The sequence below is a fragment of the Streptomyces sp. NPDC001617 genome (genome assembly GCF_053596855.1).
This window is the reverse complement of record NZ_JBSFHA010000003.1, coordinates 98,672-123,944: the sequence shown is the minus strand read 5'-3', so window position 1 is coordinate 123,944 and position 25,273 is coordinate 98,672. Positions and strand designations below refer to the sequence as shown.

Here is a 25,273-nt window from a genome sequence, read left to right as displayed (position 1 = left end):
GGCGCGTCAGGTCCTTCTTGTCAAAGAGCGGCTGAAACGACCGTCGAGTTCGAGCTCTTTTCAAGGAAAGATCCTTGAAGGGCTTGCCTTACTTCCGGGGCCGTTCCCAGGGCGGCGGGGGCCGGGGTCGCCGCCTCCAGCCCCAGCGCCTCACGCGCCGCCCGGACGTGCCCGAGCCCTTCCCGCGCCGTCCGCGTCACCCTCTCGTACTCCGCCGCCGTACGGGCGTCGACCAGCAGGGCACGGGCGGTGCGGTGGCACTCCGCGGCCCGGGTCAGCGCCTGCCCGGCCTCCTCGCCCGCGGTCACCCAGGTGGTGGCGCCGGGCGGCATGAGGCTTCCGCCCAGCCGTAGCAGCCACCGGTTGGCCTCGGCCTCCGCGTCCAGCTGGGAGGTGCTCTGCGGTCGCTGCGTACGCCGCAGCACCACGACCGCCACGACCGCCCCGGTGATCAGCAGCGCCGAGAGCGCGATCGCCCAACCCATGGCTTCCTCCTTGCCCGGCGGCCCGGAGGGCGGCCTCTACCTGCTACGTCATCCCGTGCGTCCTCTATGAGACGACAGGCTTCTGTGCTCCTCCCTCGGGATTCCTGTGTGCCTCCGGTGAGGTTTCCAAGTCGGTGTCGGCCGCGCGCGTGGTGCGGATGAACCAGGCGCCCGCCACCGCGAGCAGCGAGGCCGCGGACAGGGTGTACAGGCCGCCGGTCGTGCTGCCGGTGGTGTCCTTCAGGTAGCCGAAGAGGAAGGGGGAGACGAAACCGCCCAGGTTGCCGAGCGAGTTGATGAGCGCCAGGCCCGGTGCGGCGATCCTCAGGTCGAGGCCGGACTGGGCCATGGGCCAGAACAGCGTGGCCGCGCACTTGGAGCCGACGCCCGCGAGGGTGATCGCGGCCAGGCCCCACCAGGGGTTGCCGAGGGTCGCCAGGAAGGTGCCCACCGCCGACGCCACCAGCATGACCGCGAGCCAGGGACGGCGGTCGGGGGCTCGGTCGGTGAAGTGGCTCATCGAGTACATGCCGATGATCGAGGCCAGCGCCGGGATCGCGGAGAGCAGACCGACCTGGAAGGACGTGAGGCCGCCGATCTCCTCGATCAGGCTCGGCAGCCAGAAGGTGATCGCGTAACCGGTGAGGGTGGTCGCGAAGAAGACGGAGGTGAGGAGGAGGACCTGCGGGTGGGCCATCAGCCGGAGGCGGGAGACCCTGGGTGCGCGGTCGCGCTTCTCCTCGTCCTTGGTCACCGCCGTGCGCAGGGACTGCTTCTCCTCGGCCGTGAGCCAGCGCGCGTCCTCGATGCGGGAGATCAGGAAGAAGCCGGAGACGATGCCCACGAGGATCGAGAAGGCGCCCTCGATGCCGAACATCCAGCGCCAGCCGGAGATGCCGCCCGCGCCGTGCAGTTCGAGCAGGGCCCCGGTGATCGGGCCGGTCACCACACCGGCCGCCGCCGAACCGCCCAGGAAGATCGCCGTCGCCCGACCGCGGCTGGAGTCGGGGAGCCACTGGGTGATGTACAGCATCACCCCGGGGAAGAAGCCGGCCTCCGCGACGCCGAGCAGAAAGCGCAGGACGTAGAAGGCCGTGGTGTCGTGGATGAAGCACATCGCCACGATCACCAGACCCCAGGTGATCATGATGCGGGTCAGCCAGACCCGGGCGCCGAAGCGTTCGAGGAGCATGTTGCTCGGCACCTCGAACAGGGCGTACCCGATGAAGAAGAGCCCGGCGCCGAAACCGTACGCGGCGGCGCTCACCCCGATGTCGGCGTGCAGCTCGTCCTGGACGAAGCCGACGTTCGTCCGGTCCATCTGGTTGACCAGCAACATCAGGACCAGCAACGGCATCATCCGGCGCAGGAACCTGGCGACGGCACGGCTCTGGACAGCCGGTTCCGGCGTCGGTTCAGACATCGTTGTCTCCCACTGGGTCTCCCACTGATGGTTCACATACATGAATTACCGTCAGCATCTTGAGTACCGGGAACCTTATGGAGGCGGTAGTTCCGGGTCAATGGGCTGAGCGAATGACCACGTATGTGAACCACCGGTGGAGACGGTGAGGTCAGCCGTCGTGCGTCCCGTCCGGGTCGACACCCAGCGTCAGATGGGCCTGGACGCCCCGGGCGATGTGCCGGTGGTCGTACCTGAGGTACAGCAGACCGCCTTCGTGGCCGTTGTCCGGGTAGATGGTGTCCTCGTCGAGGGTGGTGCGGGTGGTGGTGTTACCGGCGTACGGCTCCACGGCCGCCGAGGCCAGCACCGACTTCTCGTCGAAGAACAGCTGGCCCGTGTGGCAGGCGTGCCCGCCCTCGTAGCCGGCGTCGGTCCAGGTGCCGTCCACATGGACCTTCACGTGGATGTGCACGCAGCGGCCCTGGTACCAGCCGGGGAAGACGGTACGGAAGCTGACGTAGCCGTGCCGGTCCGTGCGCCAGGTGCCGCGCAGGTAGCGCTTGTCGTCGGTCGGCTCCTGATGTCCGCCGCCACCGCCGGGCGGGGGACCGGTGGGGACGTCGGTCGGGGTGGCCGTGGGGGAGTCCGTGGCGGTGGGGGTGTCGGTCGGGGTGCCCGAGGGCGGGGGGCCGGTCGGGGCCGGGCCTCCGCCGCCGCTGCCCATCGCCTCGTAACCGGAGTAGATGCCCGACGCGTTGCAGTGCCAGATGTCCACGGCCGCGTTCCGGACCGGCCGGCAGGTCTCCGCGTCGATCACCTTGAGACGGAGGTGAAGCGGTATGCCCTCCTGGTCCTCCGTGACGTTCTGGCGGATCTTGTCGGCGTCGATGTAGTACGGGCCCTCGACCAGCTCGGAGGTCAGCGTGTAGCAGGCGTCCTCACCGGAGGTACTCGCGGTGTTGTCGTCCGCGGCCGCACTCGCCGCGAAGGCACCGCCGACCCCCACCGCGGCCACGGCCACACCACCGGCCGCCAGGACCGTACGGCGGGCCAACTCCCGTCTTTCTTCAGGCGTCTGAGTGTCTGTCATGGCGATGGACGCTAGGCGTGAGGCACCTGGCAGGAACATCGGAAAGAGCTGTGAATCCGGGTGCGCAAGCGAAAGGGCTCGAAACCGACGGTCGGTTTCGAGCCCCTGTCACCTGGGCCGGACTACTTGGGCTGCGGCTTCCGCACCGTCAGGTGCAGCTCCTTCAGCCGCGCCTCCTCCAGCTCCGTCGGCGCGCCCATCATCAGGTCCTGGGCGTTGCCGTTGAGCGGGAAGGCGATGGTCTCGCGGATGTTGGGCTCGTCGGCCAGCAGCATGACGATGCGGTCGACGCCGGGGGCGATACCGCCGTGCGGCGGGGCGCCGAAGCGGAAGGCGCGCAGCATGCCGGCGAACTTGTCCTCGACGGTCTCGCGGTCGTAGCCCGCGATCTCGAAGGCCTTCAGCATGATCTCCGGCTCATGGTTCCGGATCGCGCCGGAGGACAGCTCGACGCCGTTGCAGACGATGTCGTACTGCCAGCCCAGGATGTCCAGCGGGTCCTGGGTCTCCAGGGCCTCCAGGCCGCCCTGCGGCATGGAGAACGGGTTGTGCGAGAAGTCGATCGCGCCGGTGTCCTCGTCCTTCTCGTACATCGGGAAGTCGACGATCCAGCAGAACCGGAAGACGCCCTCCTCGAAGTGCCCGGCACGCTTGGCGGCCTCGACGCGCACCGCGCCCATGATCTTCGAGACCTCGTCGAACTCGCCCGCGCCGAAGAACACGGCGTGACCGGCGGCGAGCTGGAGCCGCTTGGTCAGCTCGGCGACGTTCTCCTCGGTGAGGAACTTCGCGATCGGGCCGGTGAGGGAGCCGTCCTCGGCGACGCGGACCCAGGCCAGGCCCTTGGCGCCCAGCGAGACGGCGAAGTCACCGAGCTGGTCGAAGAACTTGCGCGGCTGGTCCTGGACCGCCGGCACCGGCAGCGCACGCACGTGCTTGCCCGCGAACGCCTTGAACTCCGAGCCCTCGAAGACGTCGGTGATGTCGACGAGTTCCAGCTGGGCCCGCAGGTCCGGCTTGTCGGAGCCGTACTTCAGCATCGCCTCGCGGAACGGGATCCGCGGGAACGGCGAGGTGACATGACGGCCGCCGCCGAACTCCTCGAACAGCTCGGTCATCAGCTGCTCGATCGGGCGGAAGACGTCCTCCTGCTCCACGAAGCTCATCTCGACGTCGAGCTGGTAGAACTCGCCCGGCGAACGGTCCGCGCGCGCGTCCTCGTCACGGAAGCAGGGCGCGATCTGGAAGTAGCGGTCGAAGCCGGAGATCATCAGCAGCTGCTTGAACTGCTGCGGCGCCTGCGGAAGGGCGTAGAACTTGCCCGGGTTCAGCCGGGACGGCACGACGAAGTCGCGGGCGCCCTCGGGGGAGGTGGCGGAGAGGATCGGCGTCGCCATCTCGTTGAAGCCAAGCGCCGTCATCTTGTGACGGATGGCCGAGATGACCGCCGTACGCAGCATGATGTTCTTGTGCATGCGCTCGCGGCGCAGGTCCAGGAAGCGGTACTCCAGGCGCCGCTCCTCGTTGACCCCGTCCTCGGTGTTGATCGTGAAGGGGAGCTGGGCGGCGGCGCCGAGCAGCTCGACCTCGCCGACCTCGACCTCGATCTCGCCGGTCGGCAGGTCGGGGTTCACGTTCTCGGTTCCACGTGAAACAACCGTGCCGTCCACCCGGACCGTCGACTCCTTGGAGACCTTGTCCAGGGCCTCGTAGGCGGGGGTGCCCGGGCGGGCGACCAGCTGCGTGATGCCGTAGTGGTCGCGCAGATCGATGAAGAGGATGCCGCCCAGGTCGCGCCGATTGTGCAGCCAGCCGCTCAGCCGGACGTCGGTGCCGACGTCAGAGGCGCGGAGCTCGCCGCAGGTGTGGGACCTGTACCGATGCATCGTCGTTCATCGTCCTTCGTGGTGGGGTCTTGTCTGCCGGGTTGCCGCCCCCGGCGCGAACGGGCACACGGCCCGGACCTCCCAAGGGTACCGGCCGCCCCAAGGTCGCCTCTCCACCCTTTACAGTGACCGGAGCCGGTCGTACCGGCGTGACCGACGGCACTCTTCGACCGTTCGGTGGCATTCCTCGATCACCTCTCCATAAAGTGGGGCAATGCGCACTGGCGAGCCCCTGCCGTCCGTGGGGGAAGTTCTGGAAGCCCTCGCGACCGGCCTGTGGCACTGGGACACCGCCACCGAGCTGGTCACGGTCGACGCCGAGGCCGCACGGCTACTCGGGTTGCCCGAGGCCCGGCAGACCACCCTCACGGAGGCCCAGGCACGCTCCCGCCTGCACCCGGTCGACTGGAACGAGATCATCGGCGTCGTCGGCCTCGCCGTCGCCGAGGACACCCTCGCCGAGGTGCGGATCCGGATCATGGACGAGCACGGCCGGGTGATCCGGGTCGTCCGCTCCCGCTCCAAGCCGACCTTCGACCGCGAGAAGCGGTCCTTCCAGCTGATCGGCACCCTCCAGGAGGTCACCGAGCCGACCCCGGGCACCCCGGCCGGCCGCAGCGCCGTCACCGGCGACTGGCGGCGCTCCCGGGAGGCGTTCCTGCTGGACGCGGGCCGGGCGCTGGCCGAGGCGCGGTCGACCGAGGAGGTGCTGCGGGTCGCCTCCGGCCTGTCGATGCCGGGCTTCACCCCGGACGGCCTCGCGGTCTTCGGCGTGGAGGGCGACCGCGTGACGATCACCGGCCTGCACGGCTACCAGCCCGGCGACGGCGACCCCTTCTCCGCGATGCCCCTGGACACGGACTACCCGGCCGCCGAGGTCATCCGCACCGGCCGCGCCGTCTACCTCTCCACGCCCCACGACTACAAGACCCGCTACCCGGTCATGTGGCAGCTGGTCGAGAGCCTCGGCCGCGAGTCCTGGGCCTTCCTCCCACTGATCGTCGCCGGCCGCACGATGGGCGCCTGGATGGCGTCCTTCGCCTACCCGGTCGCCTTCACCCCGGACGAGCGCTCGGTCCTCACCACCGTCGCCCGTATGCTCGCCCAGGCCCTCACCCGCGCCGGCGCCGCCGAGACCGAGCGTGCACTCACCGACGGCCTCCAGCGCTCCATGCTGCCGACGCTCGGCCCCGAGATACCGGGCATGAAGGTCGCCGCGCGTTACGTCCCCACCGGCGGCGGCCTCCAGGTCGGCGGCGACTGGTACGACATGATCCCGCTGCCCACCGGCCGGATAGCCCTGGTCATCGGCGACGTCCAGGGCCATGACGTGCGGGCGGCGGGCCTGATGGGCCAGCTCCGTATCGCCCTGCGCGCCTACGCCTCCGAGGGGCACCGCCCCGACGCGGTCCTCTCCCGCGCCTCCCGCTTCCTGCACGGCATGACGGAAGCCGACCCCGAGTCCCCGGACCTGCGCTTCGCGACCTGCCTGTACGTCGAGGCCGACCCCACGACCGGTGTGCTGGACATCGCCCGCGCCGGCCACCCGGACCCGGCGATCCGCATGGCCGACGGCACCGTGCTGTCCCGCCCCACGGCCGGCGGCCTCCCCCTCGGTATCGACCCGGACGCCGACTACCCCACCACCCGCATCACCCTCGAACCCGGCGAGACGATGCTGATCTGCACCGACGGCCTCATCGAGACCGGCGGCCACGACCTGGACAGCGGCTGGCAGCGCCTCCGTACGATCCTGGAGGACCACAAGGGCGACCTCGAAGAGCTGGCCGACGCCCTGGTCCAGGGCGTCCACGGCCCGTCCTCCCACCACACCACGGGCCCCCTCGCCGACCGCCGCGAGGACGACATAGCGGTCCTGCTGCTGTGCCGCCTGGGAGAGGGCTGCGGCTGCGGGGACGTCCTCACCGAACCCCCCGCGGTCCGCCGCACCATGCTCTCGGTGGCCCAGGCCGAACCGGAACGGGTGGCGGTCGCCCGCCAACAACTCCGCGAACTCCTGCACGACTGGGACTCCCAGGACCAGATCGACTCGGCGGTGCTGCTGCTCTCCGAGTTGCTCACGAACGTGCTGGTCCACACCGACGCGGACGCGGTGCTCCTTGCCGAGGTCCGGGGCGAGATCGGCGACCGCCGTATGCGCGTCGAGGTCACCGACACCAGCGACGACCTCCCCCACAAACGCCGCCCCGGCGAACTGGCCTCCTCCGGCCGGGGGTTGGTCCTCATCGAACTCCTCGCCCAGTCCTGGGGCGTCGACCCACGGGGCGAGGGCAAGAGCATCTGGTTCGAGCTCTACGAGTCCGAAGGCGCCGACGCCTGGTAACGCCCCCGCAGTTCATGCAGCACACCGAAGACGGCGGCGGTGAGCGGCACGGCGAGCAGCATCCCGAGAACCCCCGCCACCGAAGCCCCCGCCGTGATGGCCACCATCACCACCGCCGGATGCATCTGCACGGTCCGGCTCTGGATCATGGGCTGGAGCACATGGCCCTCCAGCACCTGCACCGCCAGCACGACCCCGAGCACCCACAGCGCGATGACGAACCCCCGGTCGGCGAGGGCGACCAGCACGGCCACCGCTCCGGAGACGAAGGCGCCGAGATAGGGGATGAACGCCCCGACGAAGACGAGCGCCCCGAGGCCGACGGCACCGGGAACGTCGAGCACGAGCAGCCCCACGGTGATGCACACGGCATCGATGAGGGCGATGATCGTGGTCCCCCGCATAAACCCCTCCACCGCCTCGAAGGCCCTGCGCGCCATGGCCTCGACGGTGTCGGCGGAGCCGCGGGGAGCGAGGGCGCGCAGGGCGTCGGCGGCGAGATGCGCATCCCGCAGAAAGAAGAAGACGAGGAGCAGGGCAAGCAGGGCCATGGCGATGCTCTCTCCTACGACGCTCACCCCACTGATGACATTGGAGGCGGCCGTTCCCCCGAACTTGGCGAGCAGCTCCTTGGCATGGGCGGCCAGGTCGTCGAGTGACGTCCCCGCGGCCCCGAAGTGATCGGCGACGCCCTGAGCCGCGTCCTTGAGCGAGGCGAGGATCTCGTCGCCGGTGTCGATGAGGGCGGCCACGACGATGTACACCGCGCCACCGACGACGGCCACGACTGCCACGCAGGTGAGGACGGCGGCGACGGACCGATTGACCTTGGCCCGGACGAGCCGCCGGTGAAGGGGGCCGAGGAGAGCGGTGCCGAGGAGTGCGAGGAGCACGGGGGTGACGGCGGTCCGGAACTCGGAGCAGAGGCGGACTCCGATGTAGACGACCCCGGCCACGAGGAGGATGACGGCGCACCAGGCGGCCAGGCGGCGGACGGGGTCGGGGAGCGGCAGTTGAGGCGCGGACACCCTCTCATCTGGCCATATGCCAGGTCCGGTGTCGCGCAGGACCATCCGAACGAGTCGCTTCGCCGCCACTTGGCGTCAGCAGTGACGAACAACCCCGGCCGGGTGCTGCCAGCACCCGGCCGGGGTCTCGCCACAGGATCGAACGGACCGATCTCCAAGTGGCTACAGTCCGCCCTCGGACATCCCGTGCACCGCCGGGATCGTCCCCAGCCTGCCCTTCTGGAAGTCCTCGAACGCCTGCTGCAGTTCCTCCCGCGTGTTCATCACGAACGGGCCGTAGTGCGCCATCGGCTCACGGATCGGCTGTCCGCCCAGGATGACGACCTCCAGATCCGGCGTGTGGGAGTCCTGTTTCTCGTCCGCGCGGACGGTCAGGGAACCCCCGGCGCCGAAGACCGCCGTCTGGCCCAGGTGGACGGGACGGCGTTCCGCGCCGACCGAGCCCTGCCCCGCCAGGACGTACGCCAGACCGTTGAAGTCCTCCCGCCAGGGGAGGGTGATCTCGGCGCCCGGCGCGAGCGTCGCGTGGATCATCGTGATCGGGGTGTGCGTGATACCGGGGCCCTGGTGACCGTCCAGCTCACCGGCGATGACGCGGAGAAGTGCGCCGCCGTCCGGGGTCGTCAGCAGCTGGACGTTGCCGCCGCGGATGTCCTGGTAGCGCGGCGCCATCATCTTGTCCCTGGCCGGGAGGTTCACCCACAGCTGCAGCCCGTGGAAGAGACCGCCGGACATGACCAGCGACTCCGGCGGGGCCTCGATGTGGAGGAGGCCGGAGCCGGCGGTCATCCACTGGGTGTCCCCGTTGGTGATCGTGCCGCCGCCGCCCTGGCTGTCCTGGTGGTCGAAGATGCCGTCGATGATGTACGTGACGGTCTCGAAGCCGCGGTGCGGATGCCAGGGAGTCCCCTTCGGCTCTCCCGGCGCGTAATCCACCTCGCCCATCTGATCCATCATGATGAACGGGTCGAGGTACTTGTAGTTGATCCCGGCGAACGCACGGCGCACCGGGAAGCCCTCGCCCTCGAAACCGCTCGGCGCGGTCGTGACGGCGAGTACGGGACGTGCCACGGCCTCGGCCGGCGCGGTCACGCGCGGCAGGCTCAGCGGGTTCTCGACGGTCACAGCGGGCATGTCGGTACCTCCTTGTGCGGCCAGTTTAGTTGAGCATTGAACTTTCTGCTACCCCACAACAGAAGGAGCCCGGAGGGCATTCCCTCCGGGCTCCCGGCAACGGCACCGCGTCAGCCGTACATTCTGCGCATCGCGAACTCGACCATCTGTTCGACAGCCTTCGCGTCGAAGACCATCCGGTGCTCGCCCTCCATGTCCAGGACGAAGCCGTAGCCGGTCGGGAGGAGATCGATGACCTCGGCCCCCGTGATCACGAAGTACTTGGACTCCTTGCCCGCGTACCGGCGCAGCTCCTTGAGGGAGGTGAACATCGGGATCACGGGTTGCTGCGTGTTGTGGAGGGCGAGGAAGCCCGGGTTGTCGCCTCGCGGGCAGTAGACCTTCGACGTGGCGAAGACCTGCTGGAAGTCCTCCGCCGACATCTGCCCGGTGGTGAAGGCGCGCACCGCGTCCGCGAGGGAGGGCGGGGACGGCTCGGGGTACAGCGGCGGCTGCTGGCCGTACCCGCCGGGCATCTGCTGCTGCGGCGGGACGTTGCCGTACTGCTGCTGGGCGCCCACGTTCTGGTCGTAGCCGTACATGCCCGAAAGGGTACCGATACACGAGCGAGGGGTCTGTCACAGATGCCGGATCGGGGTTGCTTCTTATTACCCGCGGGTAGCATCATTCGTAGCTACTTGTTGGTACGTGAACGAACTGGAACCAGCGCGAGGATCTACGACCAGTGCCTCGCCGATATCTCTCAACGGAGCCGTCGCCATGGGGCACTACAAGTCGAATCTCCGCGACATCGAGTTCAACCTGTTCGAAGTCCTCGGGCGGGACAAGGTGTACGGCGCCGGTCCGTTCGAGGAGATGGACACCGAGACCGCGAAGAGCATCCTCGAGGAGCTGACGCGTCTCGCGGAGAACGAGCTGGCGGAGTCCTTCGCGGACGCCGACCGCAACCCGCCGGTCTTCGACCCGGAGACGAACACCGCCCCGGTGCCCGCGTCCTTCAAGAAGAGTTACAAGGCCTTCATGGAGTCCGAGTACTGGCGGCTGGGGCTGCCCGAGGAGATCGGTGGTACGACCTCTCCGCGCTCTCTGATCTGGTCCTACGCGGAGCTGCTGCTCGGCTCGAACCCGGCCGTGTGGATGTACGCCTCCGGCCCGGCGTTCGCCGGCATCCTCTACGACGAGGGCAACGACGTACAGAAGCACATCGCGAAGATCGCCGTGGAGAAGACCTGGGGGTCGACCATGGTGCTCACCGAGCCCGACGCCGGTTCGGACGTGGGTGCCGGCCGCACCAAGGCGATCCAGCAGGAGGACGGCTCCTGGCACATCGAGGGCGTGAAGCGGTTCATCACGTCCGGTGAGCACGACATGGAGGAGAACATCCTTCACTACGTGCTGGCGCGGCCGGAGGGTGCCGGTCCGGGCACCAAGGGGCTGTCGCTCTTCCTCGTACCGAAGTACCTCTTCGACTTCGAGACCGGTGAGCTGGGCGAGCGCAACGGCGTCTACGCCACCAACGTCGAGCACAAGATGGGCCTCAAGGCCTCCAACACCTGCGAGATGACCTTCGGCGACCAGCACCCCGCCAAGGGCTGGCTGATCGGCGACAAGCACGACGGCATCCGGCAGATGTTCCGGATCATCGAGTTCGCGCGGATGATGGTCGGCACCAAGGCGATCTCGACGCTGTCCACCGGCTATCTCAACGCTCTCGAGTACGCCAAGGAGCGCGTCCAGGGCACCGACCTGGCGAACTTCATGGACAAGACCGCGCCCAAGGTCACCATCACGCACCACCCGGACGTGCGCCGCTCGCTGATGACGCAGAAGGCGTACGCGGAGGGCATGCGCGCGCTGGTGCTGTACACGGCCTCCCTCCAGGACGAGATCCAGGTCAAGGAGGCCGCCGGCGAGGACATCGCCGCGCTGGAAGCGCTCAACGACCTGCTCCTGCCGATCGTGAAGGGCTACGGCTCCGAGAAGGGCTACGAGCAGCTCGCCCAGTCGCTGCAGACCTTCGGCGGCTCCGGCTTCCTGCAGGAGTACCCGATCGAGCAGTACATCCGCGACGCCAAGATCGACACCCTGTACGAGGGCACGACCGCGATCCAGGGCCAGGACTTCTTCTTCCGGAAGATCGTCCGAAACCAGGGCGCGGCGCTGAACTCCCTCGCCGAGGACATCAAGAAGTTCCTGGCGCTGGGCACCGGCGGCGAGGAGCTGGCGGGTGCCCGCGAGCACCTCGCGAAGGCGGCCGTCGAGCTGGAGGCGATCGTCGGTCTGATGCTGACCGACCTCGCGGCCACCGAGCAGGACACCAAGAACATCTACAAGGTCGGCCTGAACACCACCCGCCTTCTGCTGGCCTCCGGTGACGTGGTCGTCGGCTACCTGCTGCTCAAGGGCGCCGCGGTCGCCGCCGAGAAGCTGGAGACGGCCTCGGCGAAGGACAAGGCGTTCTACACGGGCAAGATCGCGGCGGCGAAGTTCTTCGCGGCCAACGTCCTGCCGGGCGTCACCGGTGCGCGCAAGCTCGCCGCGAACGTCGAGCTGGACCTGATGGAGCTGGACGAGGCGGCGTTCTAGGCCTTCCGGTTCCGGGTTCCAGCTGGGCCGGTTCTGGGTAGCCAAAACTCCACATCGCCCTCACGAGGGCCTGCTCCCCGTACGCGGAGCGGGCCCTCGTACGTCGTTAAGGTGAACCCCATGAGCGAACCCCCCCGCTTCGACCGCGGCCACACCGACGACCTCATGTCCTTCCTCACGGCGAGCCCGTCGCCGTACCACGCGGTGGCGAGTGCCGCCGAGCGACTGGAGAAGGCAGGGTTCAGGCAGGTCGCGGAGACGGACGCCTGGGACGGGACGACCGGCGGCAGGTACGTGCTGCGCGGCGGCGCGATCGTGGCCTGGTACGTCCCCGAGGGCGCGGCGCCCCACACGCCGTTCCGTATCGTCGGCGCGCACACCGACTCCCCGAACCTGCGGGTCAAGCCGCTGCCGGACACCGGGGCGCACGGCTGGCGTCAGGTGGCCGTGGAGATCTACGGCGGACCCCTGCTGAACTCCTGGCTGGACCGGGACCTGGGGCTGGCCGGCCGGCTCACCCTGCGGGACGGCTCGACGCGGCTGGTGAACGTGGACCGGCCGCTGCTGCGCGTTCCCCAGCTCGCCATCCATCTGGACCGTTCGGTGTCGGCGGAGGGGCTCAAGCTCGACAAGCAGCGCCATCTGACGCCCGTCTGGGGTCTGGGCAACGAGGTGCGCGACGGTGACCTGATCGCCTTCCTGGAGGAGACGGCGGGGCTGGGCGCCGGCGAGGTGACCGGCTGGGACCTGATGACGCACTCCGTGGAGCCGCCGGCGTATCTGGGCCGGGACAAGGAGCTGCTCGCCGGGCCGCGCATGGACAACCTGCTGTCGGTGCATTCCGCGGTGGCCGCGCTGACGGCGGTCTCCGGCGGTGGCGACCTGCCCTGCATCCCCGTGCTCGCCGCTTTCGACCACGAGGAGAACGGCTCCCAGTCGGACACCGGTGCGGACGGGCCGCTGCTCGGGAGCGTGCTGGAGCGGTCGGTGTTCGCGCGCGGCGGATCGTTCGAGGACCGGGCGAGAGCCTTCGCGGGCACGGTGTGCCTGTCGTCGGACACGGGCCACGCGGTGCACCCCAACTACGCGGAGCGGCACGACCCGACGCACCACCCGCGCGCCAACGGCGGCCCCATCCTCAAGGTCAACGTCAACAACCGCTACGCCACGGACGGTTCGGGCCGCGCGGTGTTCGCCGCGGCCTGCGAGAAGGCGGACATCCCGTTCCAGTCCTTCGTCTCCAACAACTCCATGCCCTGCGGCACGACGATCGGCCCGATCACCGCGGCCCGGCACGGCATCCGGACCGTCGACATCGGCGTCGCGATCCTCTCCATGCACAGCGCCCGTGAGTTGTGCGGCGCCGACGACCCGCACATGCTGGCGAACGCGCTGGTGGCGTTCCTGGAGGGGTAGCTTCCGCAGGAGGGACAGGTTCCGTCAGTCGCCCTGTGGGTACCCGGAGTTGACCCGGCCGGCCGGAGTGGCCGGACGACCGGAACCGACAGGGAGGCGACGCGCATGGGCCTCGGCGGATGCATCATCCTCATCGCCGTGGGAGCCATTCTCACGTTCGCGACCGACTGGCACATGAACGGGGTCAACCTCGACCTCGTCGGCATCATTCTCATGATCGTCGGACTGATCGGCGTCAGCACGTTCAGCGGTATCGCCCGCCGCCGCCGGGTGGTCGTACCGCCGACGACGCCGGTCATCGACGAGGAGGTCCACCACCACCGGCGGGACGGTTACGGCGACGGCTACGGCGTCTGATCGTCCATGCCGGCCAGGACCAGGGGCAGGCGGTCCGTCCCCTCCGCCGTGAGGCGGACGGACACGCCCCGGTCCTGCTGGTGCACGTGGCAGGCCGGGTGTGCGTCACCCGGATCGTCGTCGCGTGTCCACTCCTTCGCCCGCGAGCGTCCAACCGGAGCGGTCTGCCACCCGCCTCTGACAACGGCCCCGGCCGCCCGTCCTGGGCCCGTCGTCCCCGAGGCCGTCGGGCCCGTCACCCCCGATGCCGTCGGTGCCGTCAGCCCTGGCGGATCACGTCCGTGCCGGGGCCGCCGGAGAGCGTGTCGCTGCCCGGGCCGCCGTACAGCTTGTCGTTCCCGCTGTTGCCGTACAGCTTGTCGTTGCCGCTGTTCCCGTACAGGACGTCGTTGCCCTTGCCGCCGTAGAGGGTGTCGTCGTACGTCCCGCCGGTGATCGTGTCGTTGCCGTCGTCGCCGGACAGGTACTGGGCGCCGGAGCCGCCGTGCAGCGTGTCGTTGCCCGCGCCGCCCTGCACGATGTTGTCGCCGCCGCTCGCGGTGATCGTGTCGTTGCCGGCCTCGCCCCAGGCCAGGCCCTCCGCGCCCACGGTGATGGTGTCGTTGCCCGTGCCGCCCGAGACGTAGGCGCCGTCGAGACGGCCCGAGTCGGTGGACTTGTCGTTGCCGGTGCCCAGGGAGATCTGGGCGTAGGTGTAGATCTGGTCGGTGTTGTTGGCGTAGGCGAGCGTGTCGTTGCCGTCGCCGAGGTCCGCGATCAGGCCGGGGTACGGGTCCTGGCTGTCCACGAAGGTGACCGTGCAGGAGACCTTGGTGTGGTCCGAGCTGCTGGGGTAGGCACAGTCGTGGCCCGCGGTGATCGGGACGACGTCGTCGACCAGGTAGGTGATGCCCGTCTTGTCGGCGGTGAGCGACGCGGTGACGGTGGCCTTGTTGGTCTGGCCGGCGGCGGCCTTGTAGGTGAGCTGCCAGTCGTACTGGTTGACCGACGCGCCGGCCGACGACGTCGCCGCTCCGGCGGTTCCGGCCAGGGTGAGCGGGACGGCGAGGGCCGTACCGAGGACGAGCGTCACCGCTGAGACGGTACGTATCACCCGGCGGCGGACGGGACGAGAGAGCATGGTGGGACCTCCGAGAGGACTGTGCGGCGCTGTGCGCCCTGTGCATGATCCGACTCGGGGGTCGTCTGTTTGGTTGGTCAACTTTGTTGCACGCGCGCGAAGTTCACCTGCGGGACACCTCGTCGCCCGGTGGTGTGCGGGGGACGGTCAGGTGAGAGCGTGGCCGGCGGTCGCGTCCACATGGTCCGGCACCTCGTCGTGCCGGTCGCCCACCGAGAAGGTGCCGGTGGGTTCGAAGACCAGGATCTCGGCGGGCACCGGCGCACAGGGCTTGTGTTCGGTACCGCGCGGGACGGTGAACACCGAGCCCTTGGGGAGGACGACGGTGCGCTCGCCGGCCGGCTCCCTGAGGGAGATGTGCAGTTCGCCGTCGAGGACCAGGAAGAACTCGTCGGTGTGGTCGTGGACGTGCCAGACGTGCTCGCCCTCGACCTTCGCGACGCGTACGTCGTAGTCGTTGACGGTGGTGACGATGCGGGGGCTCCAGCGGTCGGTGAAGGACGCGAGGGCGGCGGAGAGGGAGACGGGTTCGCTCTGTGTGCTGGTCATGGGCTCATCGTCGGGGTGCCCGGGCCGGCGTACGAGTGCTAGGAATCGCACATGGCGCAAGAATCCTCTCAACCTCCTCCGCCCTCGCAGCCCTCTCGTCCCCGCCGGCCGCACCGGGTCGCGGTCGTCGTCGACGAGGGCACGAACCCCTTCGAAGTAGGCGTCGCCACCGAGCTGTTCGGGCTGCCGCGGCCCGAACTCGGGCTGTCGGGGCCGCTGTACGAGGTGACGTTGTGCGCGCCCGCGCGTGAGGTGCGCATGAACCACGGCTTCTTCACCCTGACCGGAGTGCCGGGTCTGGAGGCGGCGGACGACGCGGACACCCTCGTGGTGCCGGGCCGGCCCGACAACGTCGTCCCGCGCGCGGCGGCCGTCCTGGACGCGATCCGCCGTACGCACGCGCGTGGCGCGCGGGTGATGAGCCTGTGCACGGGAAGCTTCGCGCTCGCCGAGGCCGGGCTGCTGGACGGGCGGCGGGCCACCACCCACTGGATGTGGGCCGACCGCTTCCGGGCCCTGCATCCTGCGGTCCTGCTCGACCCGGACGTGCTGTTCGTCGACGAGGGCGACATCCTCACCGCCTCGGGCAGCGCCGCCGCCCTCGACCTGGGGCTGCACATCTGGCGGCTCGACCACGGCGCCGAGCTCGCCAACGCGGTCGCCCGGCGCCTGGTCTTCGCCGCGCACCGGGACGGCGGGCAGCGGCAGTTCGTGGAGCGGCCGGTGCCGGACGTGCCGGACGAGTCGCTCGGGCCGCTGCTGGCGTGGGCGCAGGAGCGGCTGGGGGAGCCGCTGACGGTGGCCGGGCTCGCCGCCCGCGCGGCCGTCTCCCCCGCCACACTGCACCGGCGCTTCCGGGCACAGCTGGGGACGACCCCGCTGGCCTGGCTGACGGGGGAGCGGGTGGCGCTGGCGTGCCGGCTCATCGAGCGGGGGGAGGAGCGGCTGGACGTGGTGGCGGCACGGAGCGGCCTGGGGACCGCGGCCAACCTGCGCGCGCGGGTGCGGGAGCGCACCGGACTCAGCCCGTCGGCCTACCGGCGGCGTTTCGGACCGGCCGCCGGGGAACCGGTGTGGGTATGAGATTCCTCGTACGCGACCGGCTCCTCGGCATCGGTGACGACTACTGGATCGAGGACGAGCACGGCTCCAAGGTGTTCCTCGTCGACGGCAAGGCCATGCGGCTGCGGGACACCTTCGAGCTCAAGGACACACGCGGGAGTGTCCTGATCGACATCCACCAGAAGATGTTCGCCCTGCGCGACACGATGGTGATCGAGCGGGACGGGAATACCCTCGCCACCATCAAGCGCAAACGACTGTCCCTGCTCCGCAACCACTACCGGGTGTCCCTGGTCGACGGCACCGAACTCGACGTCAGCGGCAAGATCCTCGACCGCGAGTTCGCCGTCGAGTACGACGGTGAGCTGCTGGCCGTCATCTCGCGCCGCTGGCTGCACGTCCGGGAGACGTACGGCGTCGACGTGGTCCGCGAGGACGCGGACCCGGCGCTGCTGATCGCGGTGGCGGTGTGCGTGATCCACCTGGCGGAGAAGGAGCGGGAGGACGACTGAGCGTCCGAGAGCCGACTACGCCCGGCGCGGGGGCTCCAGGCCGAGCAGGCGGTCCTTCAGTGCCGGGAACTGCTCGCGCGTCGTCGCGACCTTCGCCGGGTCGAGGTCCACGGTGAGGATCTCCTCGTCCGACCCCGCCTCCGCCAGCACCTCGCCCCACGGATCCACCACGATCGAGTGACCCGCCTGTGGAACCCCCGCATGTGTCCCGGCCGTTCCACAGGCAAGCACGAACGCCTGGTTCTCGACCGCCCGCGCCTGGGCCAGCAGCGTCCAGTGCGCCCGGCGGCGCTCCGGCCAGCCCGCCGGGATGACCAGGGTCTCGGCGCCGGCGTCGACGAGACCGCGGAAGAGTTCGGGGAAGCGGAGGTCGTAGCAGGTCGCCAGGCCGAGGGTCGTCTGCGGCAGACGAACCGTCACCAGTTCCTCGCCCGCGCCCATCAGCACGGCCTCGCCCTTGTCGAAGCCGAAGCGGTGGATCTTGCGGTAGGCGGCGGCCAGGTCGCCGGAGGGGGAGAAGACGAGGGAGGTGTTGTAGAGCGGACCTTCCGGGTCCCGCTCGGGAATGGACCCCGCGTGCAGCCACACGCCCGCGTCACTCGCCGCCTTGGCCATCGCCTCGTACGTCGGCCCGTCCAGCGGCTCGGCCTCGTCGGCGAACCCCTCGTAGGCGAACGCACCCGTGGTCCACAGCTCCGGCAGCACCACGAGATCGGCGCCCGCCTGCTCCCTTACCAGAGAAGCAACCCGGCCCCGACGCGATCCGACCGATTCGCCCGCTTCTACGGCGATCTGGATGAGAGAGGCGCGCATACTACCGCCGTCCTGGCATTCGAGCCGTTGATACGGGCCTACGATCGTCACACGAAAGCACTGCCGGGGTGCCTCACAGCAGCGTAACTTAGCGTCTCAAGACACCCGCCGAGTGCAGCCACCTCCCGCTGGCAACGCCGCCACCACCTGCCCGTGTACCGACCGCCGAGGGGTCCCGTTCCGTGAGTCTGCATCCCACCCTCCAGCCCTACGCCGACGCCTGGACCCACTCCATCGAAGCGATATCCGAGCTGGTGGGGCCGCTTGTGGAGGGAGAGTGGAATCGGCGGACGCCGTGCCCGGGCTGGTCGGTCCGAGACGTGGTCTCCCATGTCATCGGACTGGACTGCGAGATGCTCGGCGACCCGCGGCCCATCCACACTCTCCCCCGCGACCTCTTCCACGTCACCAACGACTACCAGCGCTACATGGAGATGCAGGTCGACGTCCGCCGCCACCACACGGCACCGGAGATGACCTCCGAGCTGGAGTACGTGATCATCCGCCGCAACCGCCAGCTGCGGAACGAGTCGCGCGACCCGGGCACCAAGGTGCGCGCTCCGCTCGGCAGCGAGCTCACGCTCGAGGAGTCCATGCGTCGGCACGCCTTCGACGTCTGGGTGCACGAGCAGGACCTGCGCGCCGCCCTCGGCCGCCCCGGCGACCTCGACTCCCCCGGCGCGCACATCGCCCGTGACGTGCTCCTCGCCGCGCTCCCCGAGGTGGTCGCCGAGAAGGCGGACGCGCCCCGGAGTTCGGCGATCGTCTTCGACGTGCACGGCCCGATCGAGTTCCTGCGCACCATCCGCGTCGACATCCAGGGCCGCGGCACCCTGGAGACGGCCCCCGCCCTGGGCCCCGCCGCCACCTTCACCCTCGACTGGGAGACCTACGTCCGCCTGGCCTGCGGCCGGGTGACGCCGGAGGCGGTGGCGGACCGGGTCAAGGCCGAGGGCGACCAGGAGCTGACGGCGGCGATCCTGCGGAACTTCGCGGTGACGGCGTAGCCGCGAGCCGGGGGCTCAGTGGTCCTCGGTGATCGTGGTGGCGACGCCGTCGGTGATCCGGACCTCGGCGTCCAGGCCCTTCTTCACGGCGGCCTCCAGCTGGTCCAGGGTGCAGCGCGTGGTGCCGGACGACGCCGAGTCACCGCAGATGGTGCCCGCGCCGTACACCTTGGTGTCGTCGGCGACGTAGAACGCCTGCTCGAAGCCCTTCTGGTCGGAGACCGTGTACTTGCCCGGTGCGAGGTAGGAGACGTTGCCGAACCAGGTGCCGTTGACGCCCTTCTTGCCGGTGCCGGTCGCGGCGTCGCGGCGCTCGCGTACGACAGTGGCGACGCCCTTGCTCATCGTCACGTCGGCGGTGACGGCGGCCTTCCTGGTCGCCGTCTCCAGCTCGTCCAGGGTGCAGCGCGCGCTGCCGCAGATGGTGCCGGCGCCGTAGACCTGTGTGCCGTCGGCGACGAAGAAGGCCTGGTCGGTCTTTCCGGAGATGTGCACGATGTACTTGCCCGGGGCGACGTAGCTGACCGTGCCGCCGGCGAAGGTGCCGCTCACGCCCTGCTGGGAGCTCGACGCGTTCTGGGCGGCCGTACCGGAGCCCTGCTTGCTCGACGAACCGGACGTCTTCGACGTCTTGGCCACGGACGTGTGCTGGGAGCCGGCGCTGCCCGTGGAGCTGTCGCTGCCCGTGGAACCGCTGCTGTGCGTCGAGCCGTTCTGGCACGCCGTCATCACCAGCCCGGCCGTGATCGCTGCGGTGACGACGGCGGCCTTGCGGAAGTGGCGGTTCATCGCGGGGTTCCCTTCGGAAGCGGGTAGTTCGTTCGAACGCGGTCGGTGCGTTCGACGACTATGAGGTTCCGAGAACCCCTCGGGTCACGCCCGTCCTCGCTTCACGACATCCCTGTCACACGCCCATGACAGAGCAACATCCCCGCTGTGAACGCCCGTTGGGGTGAACCGCGCCCTCAGGCGGGCACATGCACCGTCTCCACCCGGCTGGCCACCAGCCGCTCCCGCTCCCGGCGGGCGACCCGCCCGCGCAGCCGCAGGATCTGGCTGACGCCCAGGGCCTGGAGCACGAAGACCGCGGAGAAGGCGACCGCGTAGTTGTCGCCGGTCGCGTCGAGCAGTACGCCGATCAGGAACAGCGTGGTCATCGAGGCGACGAAGCCGCCCATGTTGGTGATGCCGGACGCCGTGCCCTGACGCTCCGGCGGGTTGGCCGGGCGGGCGAAGTCGAAGCCGATCATGGAGGCCGGGCCGCAGGCGCCGAGGACCGCGCACAGCACGACCAGCAGCCACATCGGCGCGTGGTCGGCCGGGTAGGCCAGCGTCACCGCCCACATCAGGGCCGTCGCGCCGACCGTGCCCAGCGCCAGCGGCAGCCGGGCCGTGTGGTGCCGGGCGACGATCTGGCCGTAGACGAGACCGACCAGCATGTTCGACAGGACGACCAGGGTGAGCAGTTCGCCGGCCGTGGCGCGGGACAGGCCCTGGGCCTGGACCAGGAAGGGCAGGCCCCACAGGAGCAGGAAGACCATCGCCGGGAACTGGGTGGTGAAGTGCACCCACATCCCGAGCCGGGTGCCGGGCTCGCGCCAGGAGGCGGCGATCTGGCGTCGCACGTAGGCCGCGCCCTGGTGCGGCATCGGCTCCGGCTCATGGCCCGCGGGGTGGTCCTTGAGGAACAGCAGCATCAGGACGAGGACCACGACACCGGCGAACGCGCTGCCCGCGAAGGCCGCGGTCCAGCCGACGCCGTGCAGCAGTCGGGCGATGACGAGGGTCGAGACCAGGTTGCCCGCCATGCCGACCAGGCCCGCGAGCTGTGCGACCAGCGGGCCGCGCCGGGCCGGGAACCAGCGTGTGCCGAGCCGCAGCACGCTGATGAACGTCATCGCGTCGCCGCACCCCAGCAGGGCGCGGGAGGCGAGGGCGGTGCCGTACGAGGGGGAGAAGGCGAAGCCCAGCTGACCGGCCGTGAACAGCACCACGCCGATGGTCAGCACCTTCTTGGTGCCGAGCCGGTCCACCAGCAGACCGACCGGTATCTGCATACCGGCGTAGACCAGCAACTGCAGGATCGAGAAGGTCGACAGCGCCGAGGCGTTGACATGGAAGCGGTCGGCCGCGTCGAGGCCGGCCACACCGAGGGACGTACGGAAGATGACGGCGACGAAGTAGACCGAGACGCCCACGCCCCAGACGGCCATCGCGCGCCGGCCGCCCGGAGGGTCGCCCGGGAGGGTGGTGTGGGCGGACGACCTCATCGGACCTCACCCCGCGCGAGGTGCGAGAACCAGCTGACGTGCCGGTTGACCACCGCGACCGCCGCCTCCGCGTCCCCCGAACGCAGCGCCTGAAGGATCTCCTCGTGCTCGACGAGGGTCTTGGCGATCCGGTCGGGGTGGGAGTGCAGGACGGCGACGCCCATCCGCAGCTGCCGGTCGCGGAGTTGGTCGTAGAGGCGGGAGAGGATCTCGTTCCCCCCGCTGCGGACGATCTCGGCGTGGAAGCAGCGGTCGGTGACCGCGGCCCCGGCGAGGTCACCGGCGGCAGCCTGCTGCTTCTGCTTGGCCAGCAGCTCCTCCAGGCGCTCCACCAGGCCCGCGGGGGCCGGTACGGCCTTGCGGGCGGCGTGCTGCTCGACCAGCAGCCGGGTCTCGACGACGTCCGCGATCTCCTGCGCGGAGACGGGCAGGACCAGGGCGCCCTTCTTCGGGTAGAGCTTGATCAGCCCTTCGACCTCCAGCCGCAGCAGCGCCTCGCGCACCGGTGTGCGCGAGACCCCGACGGCCTCGGCGAGCTCACCCTCCGTCAGAAGGGTGCCGCCCTCGTAGCGGCGCTCCAGGACACCCTGCTTGACGTGGGTGTAGACGCGGTCGGCGGCGGGTGGTTGCTTGATGGTCAGGGTCCCCGGCGTGGTCATGGGAACAGCATAGATACAACACGTACGCATGAGGTCGCCGGTCCACCATCCGGACGGTCGGGCCCCCGCCTCAGTAACCGCACAACCATCTGTGCTAGTTACGTGTCACACGAGTGCGGCCCCGTTTTCTCTCACCTCACTCTTGCCTCCAACTCGGCCGCACCGCAGGGGCATTCGACGTAATCGGGGTATTTCAGTTGATTACCGCCATCACCGGCATCAAGGGCAGCCGCTTCCGCCGAGCCGCCGCGGTCACCGTGACCGCAGGCGCCGTGCTCGCGAGCGGCGCCCTGGCCGCCGCGCCCGCGCAGGCTGTCACCAAGCCTTCGATCGTGGCCCAGGGCGGCTACGTGATGAACAACGCGAACGGCAAGACGCTGTACACGAAGGCAGCGGACACCAAGCGCTCCACCGGCTCCACCACCAAGATCATGACCGCCAAGGTCGTGCTCGCGCAGTCGAACCTGAACCTGGACAAGAAGGTCACGATCCAGAAGGCGTACAGCGACTACGTCGTCGCCAACAACGCCTCCCAGGCGCACCTGATCGTCGGAGACAAGGTCACCGTCCGTCAGCTGCTGTACGGGCTGATGCTGCCGTCCGGCTGCGACGCCGCGTACGCGCTCGCCGACACGTACGGCAGCGGCTCGACGCGGGCCAAGCGCGTGGCCAACTTCATCGGCAAGATGAACACCGCCGCGAAGAACCTGGGTCTGACGAACACCAAGTTCGACTCGTTCGACGGCATCGGCAACGGCAACAACTACTCGACGCCGCGCGACCTGACGAAGATCGCCAGCAGCGCGATGAAGAACTCCACGTTCCGCACGGTCGTGAAGACCAAGTCGTACACGGCGAAGACCATCACCAAGACGGGCTCCACCCGCACGATGTCGCCGTGGACCAACACGAACGGCCTGCTGAGCAGCTACAGCGGCACCATCGGCGTGAAGACGGGCTCCGGCCCCGAGGCCAAGTACTGCCTCGTCTTCGCCGCCACCCGCAACGGCAAGACGGTCATCGGCACCGTCCTCGCCTCCACCTCCATCGCCCAGCGCGAGGCGGACGCGAAGAAGCTGCTGAACTACGGGTTCGCGACGATCGGCTGACGTCGGTCGGGGCAGTAGCCCGAAGGGGCGCGGAGCGGGAACCACGCTTCGCGCCCTTCTCGTCCCCCGCACCATGACCCTCTTCTCCCTGCGCCCGGCCACCGCCGCCGACCTGGAAGCCGTGACGGACATCCACACGGCGGCCAGGATCGCGTACTACGAGGCGGGCGGATGGTCGGACGAGGAACTGACCTCGCCCGAGGCACGCGTGGAACGGCATGCGGCCTGGCAACGGGCGATCGAGCGCGAGGACCGGACGGTGCTGTGCGCCGTGCGGGCCGGAGGCGAGGTGGCCGGGGTGCTGTCGATGGGCCCGACCCACGAGGACGACGTCGCCCCCTCGACGGCCGGCCGGCTGTACCAGATCCATGTCCGGCCGGGCAGTTGGGGCGAGGGCATCGGCAGCCTGCTGCACGAGGGTTTCGTGAACCTTCTGCGCGAACGCTCGCTGACCACCGGCGTACTCGAGGCTTGGGAACGCAACACCCGGGCCCGGGCCTTCTACGCCCGTCACGGCTGGCGCCCCGACGGCCACGGCCGCCCGGGCCCGTGCGAGGCCGACTACGTACGCCTGCGGCTGGACTTGAACCGAGCCTCTGGAGTCGCGGGGTGACCGAGCCCACGTACCTCACCGCGATCCGCGAGTCGTACGACGCCGTCGCCGACGCCTATGCCGAACAGGTCCCCAGGCCGGCGGAACTGGATCCGCTGTCGCGCGCGTTGCTGAGAATGTTCGCGGAGACCGTGCGCGACTCCGCACTCGGCCCGGTGGCCGACGTCGGTTGCGGACCGGGCTTCGTGACGGCATATCTGGCCGGACTGGGCGTCCCCGCCTTCGGCATCGACCTGTCACCGAGGATGGTCGAGCTGGCCCGCGAGTCCCACCCCGAACTGCCCTTCAGCGTGGGCTCGATGACCGCCTTGGACATCGAGGACGGCACCTTGGGCGGCATCCTGGCCTACTTCTCCACCCACCACACCCCACCGGACCAACTCCCGCTCATCTACGCCGAATTCGCCCGCACTCTCGCGCCCAACGGCTGCCTGCTCCTGTCCGGCCACGTGGGCACCGAGGCCCACCTCCGTCCGACCCAGGCCTACGGTGGCCGCCCGGTCTCCTACGAGTCCCATCTCCTGCCGCTGGAACGGCTCGTGGAGCTCCTGGAGGAGGCGGGCCTGGCGGTGACGGCTCGGGTGGCACAGGAGCCGGCGGGGGGTGCGGGGAAGCGGGGGTTCGGGACGGTGGTGGCGCGGCGGCCTGCCTCGGTCCGACTGAAGAGCGCTGCTACACGGGCGCACGCGCGTACACCTGAGGACGCCGTTTCGTAGCGGAGTCTGCGATCTCTTCCCTCGTGATCGTGAACTTCCTTGTGTGGGTTGGCATATTCGATTTTCCCCGCCCTAGCGTCCGGGGCGGAGGTGGTTCACATGATCGAACCCAGCAAGCACCAGCCTCATCCCGGGGCGCAGAAGGACGCGATCGACCTCGGCGACTTCGTGTACGCGGCTACGGGAGCCCGCGTACGACGGCTGACGATGTCGGACGGGGCGCATTGGTTTCCGGCGGTGGATGTGTGCAAGGAGTTGGGGCACACCAACCCGCAGAAGGCACTCTCCGACCATGTCCCAGAGGACCATCGAGAAACTCTTGAGACCCTAACTGGAGGTTACGGTCTCAGCATTCCCGCAGGTAGGGAGTGGCGTCGAGACCTGAACGTCATCTCTCTGCAAGGTCTAATCCTTCTGGTCAACGCTTGTACCAAACCCGCCTGTCTGCCCTTCAAACAGTGGGCCGCAGAAGTGATCGCGACCGTCCAGCGAGAGGGTTCCTACACTCTCGAAGAGGCCGAGGTACAGCCCGCCGACCCCGGTGCCCCCATCGCGTACGCCATGCCGGATCAGGTCGCCGAGGCCATCGTCCGGCTGGAGGAGCGCAATCTTCAGGCCGACGAGCGGTTCGCCACCACTCAGGACAGGATCCTGGCCCTGCAGGAACAGATGGTGGAGCTGCAACGTGCCACCCTCGCCGCCCAGCAGATGATGGCCCAGGCCATGGAGCGCATCGCCGACCGGTTGGACGCGTTGACCCTCCACCATCCGGCACCCGCTGCCGAGTTCCCCACCCGCCCCACCACGGAGACCGTCCTGGCCGACTGGCGGCGGCGTCTGTCCGTGACCGAGGACGTCTGGACGGTCGCCGTGGTCATCGCGCCCGTTCTCGTCGAAGAGGGCGAGCTCCGGCAGCCGCTGGAATCGATCGCTGCCCGAACGGGACTCTCCGTGCACCGGGTCAATGAGTGCCTGCGGCTGTTGCGCAAGCACGCCTGTATCCGCTCGCAGGGTGCGGCGGCGGACGGGGCGCCGGTGTACGTGCTCAACCGGGGCTGATCAGTCCACCGAATGACAGAAGGGGCGGCCGCAAGCTGAAGTTGCGGCCGTCC

General features: G+C 69.5%; 24 protein-coding genes. 11 read left to right on the top strand and 13 right to left on the bottom strand.

Going from position 1 to position 25,273, the window contains the following annotated elements; all coding sequences use genetic code 11:
- Positions 1 to 20: 20 nt before the first annotated feature.
- From ACWC09_RS03510 to aspS, 4 genes are all read right to left on the bottom strand, one after another.
- Positions 21 to 485, bottom strand: a complete 465-nt coding sequence (locus ACWC09_RS03510; protein WP_450848055.1) for a hypothetical protein — start codon at positions 483 to 485, stop codon at positions 21 to 23.
- Between the two features lie 64 nt (positions 486 to 549).
- Entirely contained in the window at positions 550 to 1,908 is a 1,359-nt protein-coding gene (locus ACWC09_RS03505) for an MFS transporter (protein ID WP_450848053.1), read from the bottom strand.
- Positions 1,909 to 2,059: 151 nt separating this feature from the next.
- Positions 2,060 to 2,980: an intradiol ring-cleavage dioxygenase gene (locus ACWC09_RS03500; protein WP_450848051.1), complete on the bottom strand. Its 921-nt coding sequence runs from the start codon at positions 2,978 to 2,980 to the stop codon at positions 2,060 to 2,062.
- Between the two features lie 122 nt (positions 2,981 to 3,102).
- Positions 3,103 to 4,866: an aspartate--tRNA ligase gene (gene aspS / locus ACWC09_RS03495; protein WP_450848049.1), complete on the bottom strand. Its 1,764-nt coding sequence runs from the start codon at positions 4,864 to 4,866 to the stop codon at positions 3,103 to 3,105.
- A gap of 214 nt (positions 4,867 to 5,080) precedes the next feature.
- Between aspS and ACWC09_RS03490 the strand changes: the two genes are divergently transcribed.
- Positions 5,081 to 7,210, top strand: coding sequence for a SpoIIE family protein phosphatase (locus ACWC09_RS03490; protein ID WP_450848048.1), 2,130 nt, complete (start codon positions 5,081 to 5,083; stop codon positions 7,208 to 7,210).
- Here ACWC09_RS03490 and ACWC09_RS03485 read toward each other — a convergent pair.
- The 3 genes from ACWC09_RS03485 to ACWC09_RS03475 form a co-directional block, all read right to left on the bottom strand.
- Positions 7,180 to 8,238 carry an AI-2E family transporter gene (locus ACWC09_RS03485; RefSeq protein WP_450848046.1) on the bottom strand — a complete coding sequence of 353 codons (1,059 nt, stop codon included), beginning with the start codon at positions 8,236 to 8,238 and terminating at the stop codon, positions 7,180 to 7,182. The two genes, ACWC09_RS03490 and ACWC09_RS03485, sit on opposite strands and share 31 nt — an antisense overlap.
- 162 nt (positions 8,239 to 8,400) lie before the next feature.
- Positions 8,401 to 9,372, bottom strand: a complete 972-nt coding sequence (locus ACWC09_RS03480) for a pirin family protein (RefSeq protein ID WP_450848044.1) — start codon at positions 9,370 to 9,372, stop codon at positions 8,401 to 8,403.
- Between the two features lie 110 nt (positions 9,373 to 9,482).
- The gene (locus ACWC09_RS03475; RefSeq protein ID WP_450848042.1) at positions 9,483 to 9,953 is read right to left on the bottom strand and encodes an SseB family protein; all 471 of its coding nucleotides are present in this window, start codon (positions 9,951 to 9,953) and stop codon (positions 9,483 to 9,485) included.
- Between the two features lie 178 nt (positions 9,954 to 10,131).
- On the opposite strand from ACWC09_RS03475, the gene ACWC09_RS03470 reads away from it, so the two are divergent.
- The 3 genes from ACWC09_RS03470 to ACWC09_RS03460 all read left to right on the top strand — a co-directional run bounded on the left by ACWC09_RS03470 (position 10,132) and on the right by ACWC09_RS03460 (position 13,731).
- Entirely contained in the window at positions 10,132 to 11,958 is a 1,827-nt protein-coding gene (locus tag ACWC09_RS03470; RefSeq protein ID WP_450848040.1) for an acyl-CoA dehydrogenase, read from the top strand.
- A gap of 120 nt (positions 11,959 to 12,078) precedes the next feature.
- Positions 12,079 to 13,374: a M18 family aminopeptidase gene (locus ACWC09_RS03465; protein ID WP_450848038.1), complete on the top strand. Its 1,296-nt coding sequence runs from the start codon at positions 12,079 to 12,081 to the stop codon at positions 13,372 to 13,374.
- Between the two features lie 105 nt (positions 13,375 to 13,479).
- Positions 13,480 to 13,731, top strand: coding sequence for a DUF6458 family protein (locus ACWC09_RS03460; RefSeq protein WP_450848036.1), 252 nt, complete (start codon positions 13,480 to 13,482; stop codon positions 13,729 to 13,731).
- A gap of 259 nt (positions 13,732 to 13,990) precedes the next feature.
- Here ACWC09_RS03460 and ACWC09_RS03455 read toward each other — a convergent pair whose 3' ends face one another.
- Entirely contained in the window at positions 13,991 to 14,803 is an 813-nt protein-coding gene (locus ACWC09_RS03455; RefSeq protein ID WP_450848034.1) for a calcium-binding protein, read from the bottom strand.
- Positions 14,804 to 14,998: 195 nt separating this feature from the next.
- Positions 14,999 to 15,400, bottom strand: coding sequence for a cupin domain-containing protein (locus tag ACWC09_RS03450; RefSeq protein ID WP_450848033.1), 402 nt, complete (start codon positions 15,398 to 15,400; stop codon positions 14,999 to 15,001).
- 51 nt (positions 15,401 to 15,451) lie between these two features.
- On the opposite strand from ACWC09_RS03450, the gene ACWC09_RS03445 reads away from it, so the two are divergent.
- Both ACWC09_RS03445 and ACWC09_RS03440 read left to right on the top strand, forming a co-directional pair.
- Positions 15,452 to 16,483: a helix-turn-helix domain-containing protein gene (locus ACWC09_RS03445; protein ID WP_450848031.1), complete on the top strand. Its 1,032-nt coding sequence runs from the start codon at positions 15,452 to 15,454 to the stop codon at positions 16,481 to 16,483.
- The gene (locus ACWC09_RS03440; protein WP_450848029.1) at positions 16,480 to 16,974 is read left to right on the top strand and encodes an LURP-one-related/scramblase family protein; all 495 of its coding nucleotides are present in this window, start codon (positions 16,480 to 16,482) and stop codon (positions 16,972 to 16,974) included. The genes ACWC09_RS03445 and ACWC09_RS03440 overlap by 4 nt, the downstream gene beginning before the upstream one ends.
- 15 nt (positions 16,975 to 16,989) lie before the next feature.
- Here the strand turns inward: ACWC09_RS03440 and ACWC09_RS03435 are convergent, their stop codons facing one another.
- The gene (locus tag ACWC09_RS03435) at positions 16,990 to 17,787 is read right to left on the bottom strand and encodes a carbon-nitrogen family hydrolase (protein WP_450848027.1); all 798 of its coding nucleotides are present in this window, start codon (positions 17,785 to 17,787) and stop codon (positions 16,990 to 16,992) included.
- 182 nt (positions 17,788 to 17,969) lie between these two features.
- Here ACWC09_RS03435 and ACWC09_RS03430 point away from each other — a divergent pair, with 182 nt between their 5' ends.
- Complete coding sequence (locus tag ACWC09_RS03430) at positions 17,970 to 18,794, top strand: maleylpyruvate isomerase family mycothiol-dependent enzyme (RefSeq protein ID WP_450848026.1); 825 nt, start codon at positions 17,970 to 17,972, stop codon at positions 18,792 to 18,794.
- A 15-nt stretch (positions 18,795 to 18,809) separates the two neighbouring features.
- Here the strand turns inward: ACWC09_RS03430 and ACWC09_RS03425 are convergent, their stop codons facing one another.
- From ACWC09_RS03425 to ACWC09_RS03415, 3 genes are all read right to left on the bottom strand, one after another.
- Positions 18,810 to 19,583: a hypothetical protein gene (locus tag ACWC09_RS03425; RefSeq protein WP_450848024.1), complete on the bottom strand. Its 774-nt coding sequence runs from the start codon at positions 19,581 to 19,583 to the stop codon at positions 18,810 to 18,812.
- Between the two features lie 176 nt (positions 19,584 to 19,759).
- On the bottom strand, positions 19,760 to 21,064 hold the full coding sequence (locus tag ACWC09_RS03420; protein WP_450848022.1) for an MFS transporter: 1,305 nt from the start codon (positions 21,062 to 21,064) through the stop codon (positions 19,760 to 19,762).
- Positions 21,061 to 21,723, bottom strand: coding sequence for a GntR family transcriptional regulator (locus tag ACWC09_RS03415; protein ID WP_450848020.1), 663 nt, complete (start codon positions 21,721 to 21,723; stop codon positions 21,061 to 21,063). Before ACWC09_RS03415 ends, ACWC09_RS03420 begins: the two co-directional genes overlap by 4 nt.
- Positions 21,724 to 21,920: 197 nt before the next feature.
- Between ACWC09_RS03415 and ACWC09_RS03410 the strand changes: the two genes are divergently transcribed.
- The 4 genes from ACWC09_RS03410 (at position 21,921) to ACWC09_RS03395 (ending at position 25,220) form a co-directional block, all read left to right on the top strand.
- On the top strand, positions 21,921 to 22,832 hold the full coding sequence (locus ACWC09_RS03410; protein WP_450848018.1) for a D-alanyl-D-alanine carboxypeptidase family protein: 912 nt from the start codon (positions 21,921 to 21,923) through the stop codon (positions 22,830 to 22,832).
- A 73-nt stretch (positions 22,833 to 22,905) separates the two neighbouring features.
- Positions 22,906 to 23,445, top strand: coding sequence for an N-acetyltransferase family protein (locus tag ACWC09_RS03405; protein ID WP_450848016.1), 540 nt, complete (start codon positions 22,906 to 22,908; stop codon positions 23,443 to 23,445).
- Positions 23,442 to 24,161 carry a class I SAM-dependent methyltransferase gene (locus ACWC09_RS03400; protein ID WP_450848014.1) on the top strand — a complete coding sequence of 240 codons (720 nt, stop codon included), beginning with the start codon at positions 23,442 to 23,444 and terminating at the stop codon, positions 24,159 to 24,161. Before ACWC09_RS03405 ends, ACWC09_RS03400 begins: the two co-directional genes overlap by 4 nt.
- 99 nt (positions 24,162 to 24,260) lie before the next feature.
- Positions 24,261 to 25,220: a BRO-N domain-containing protein gene (locus ACWC09_RS03395; RefSeq protein ID WP_450848012.1), complete on the top strand. Its 960-nt coding sequence runs from the start codon at positions 24,261 to 24,263 to the stop codon at positions 25,218 to 25,220.
- The last annotated feature ends 53 nt before the right edge of the window (positions 25,221 to 25,273 follow it).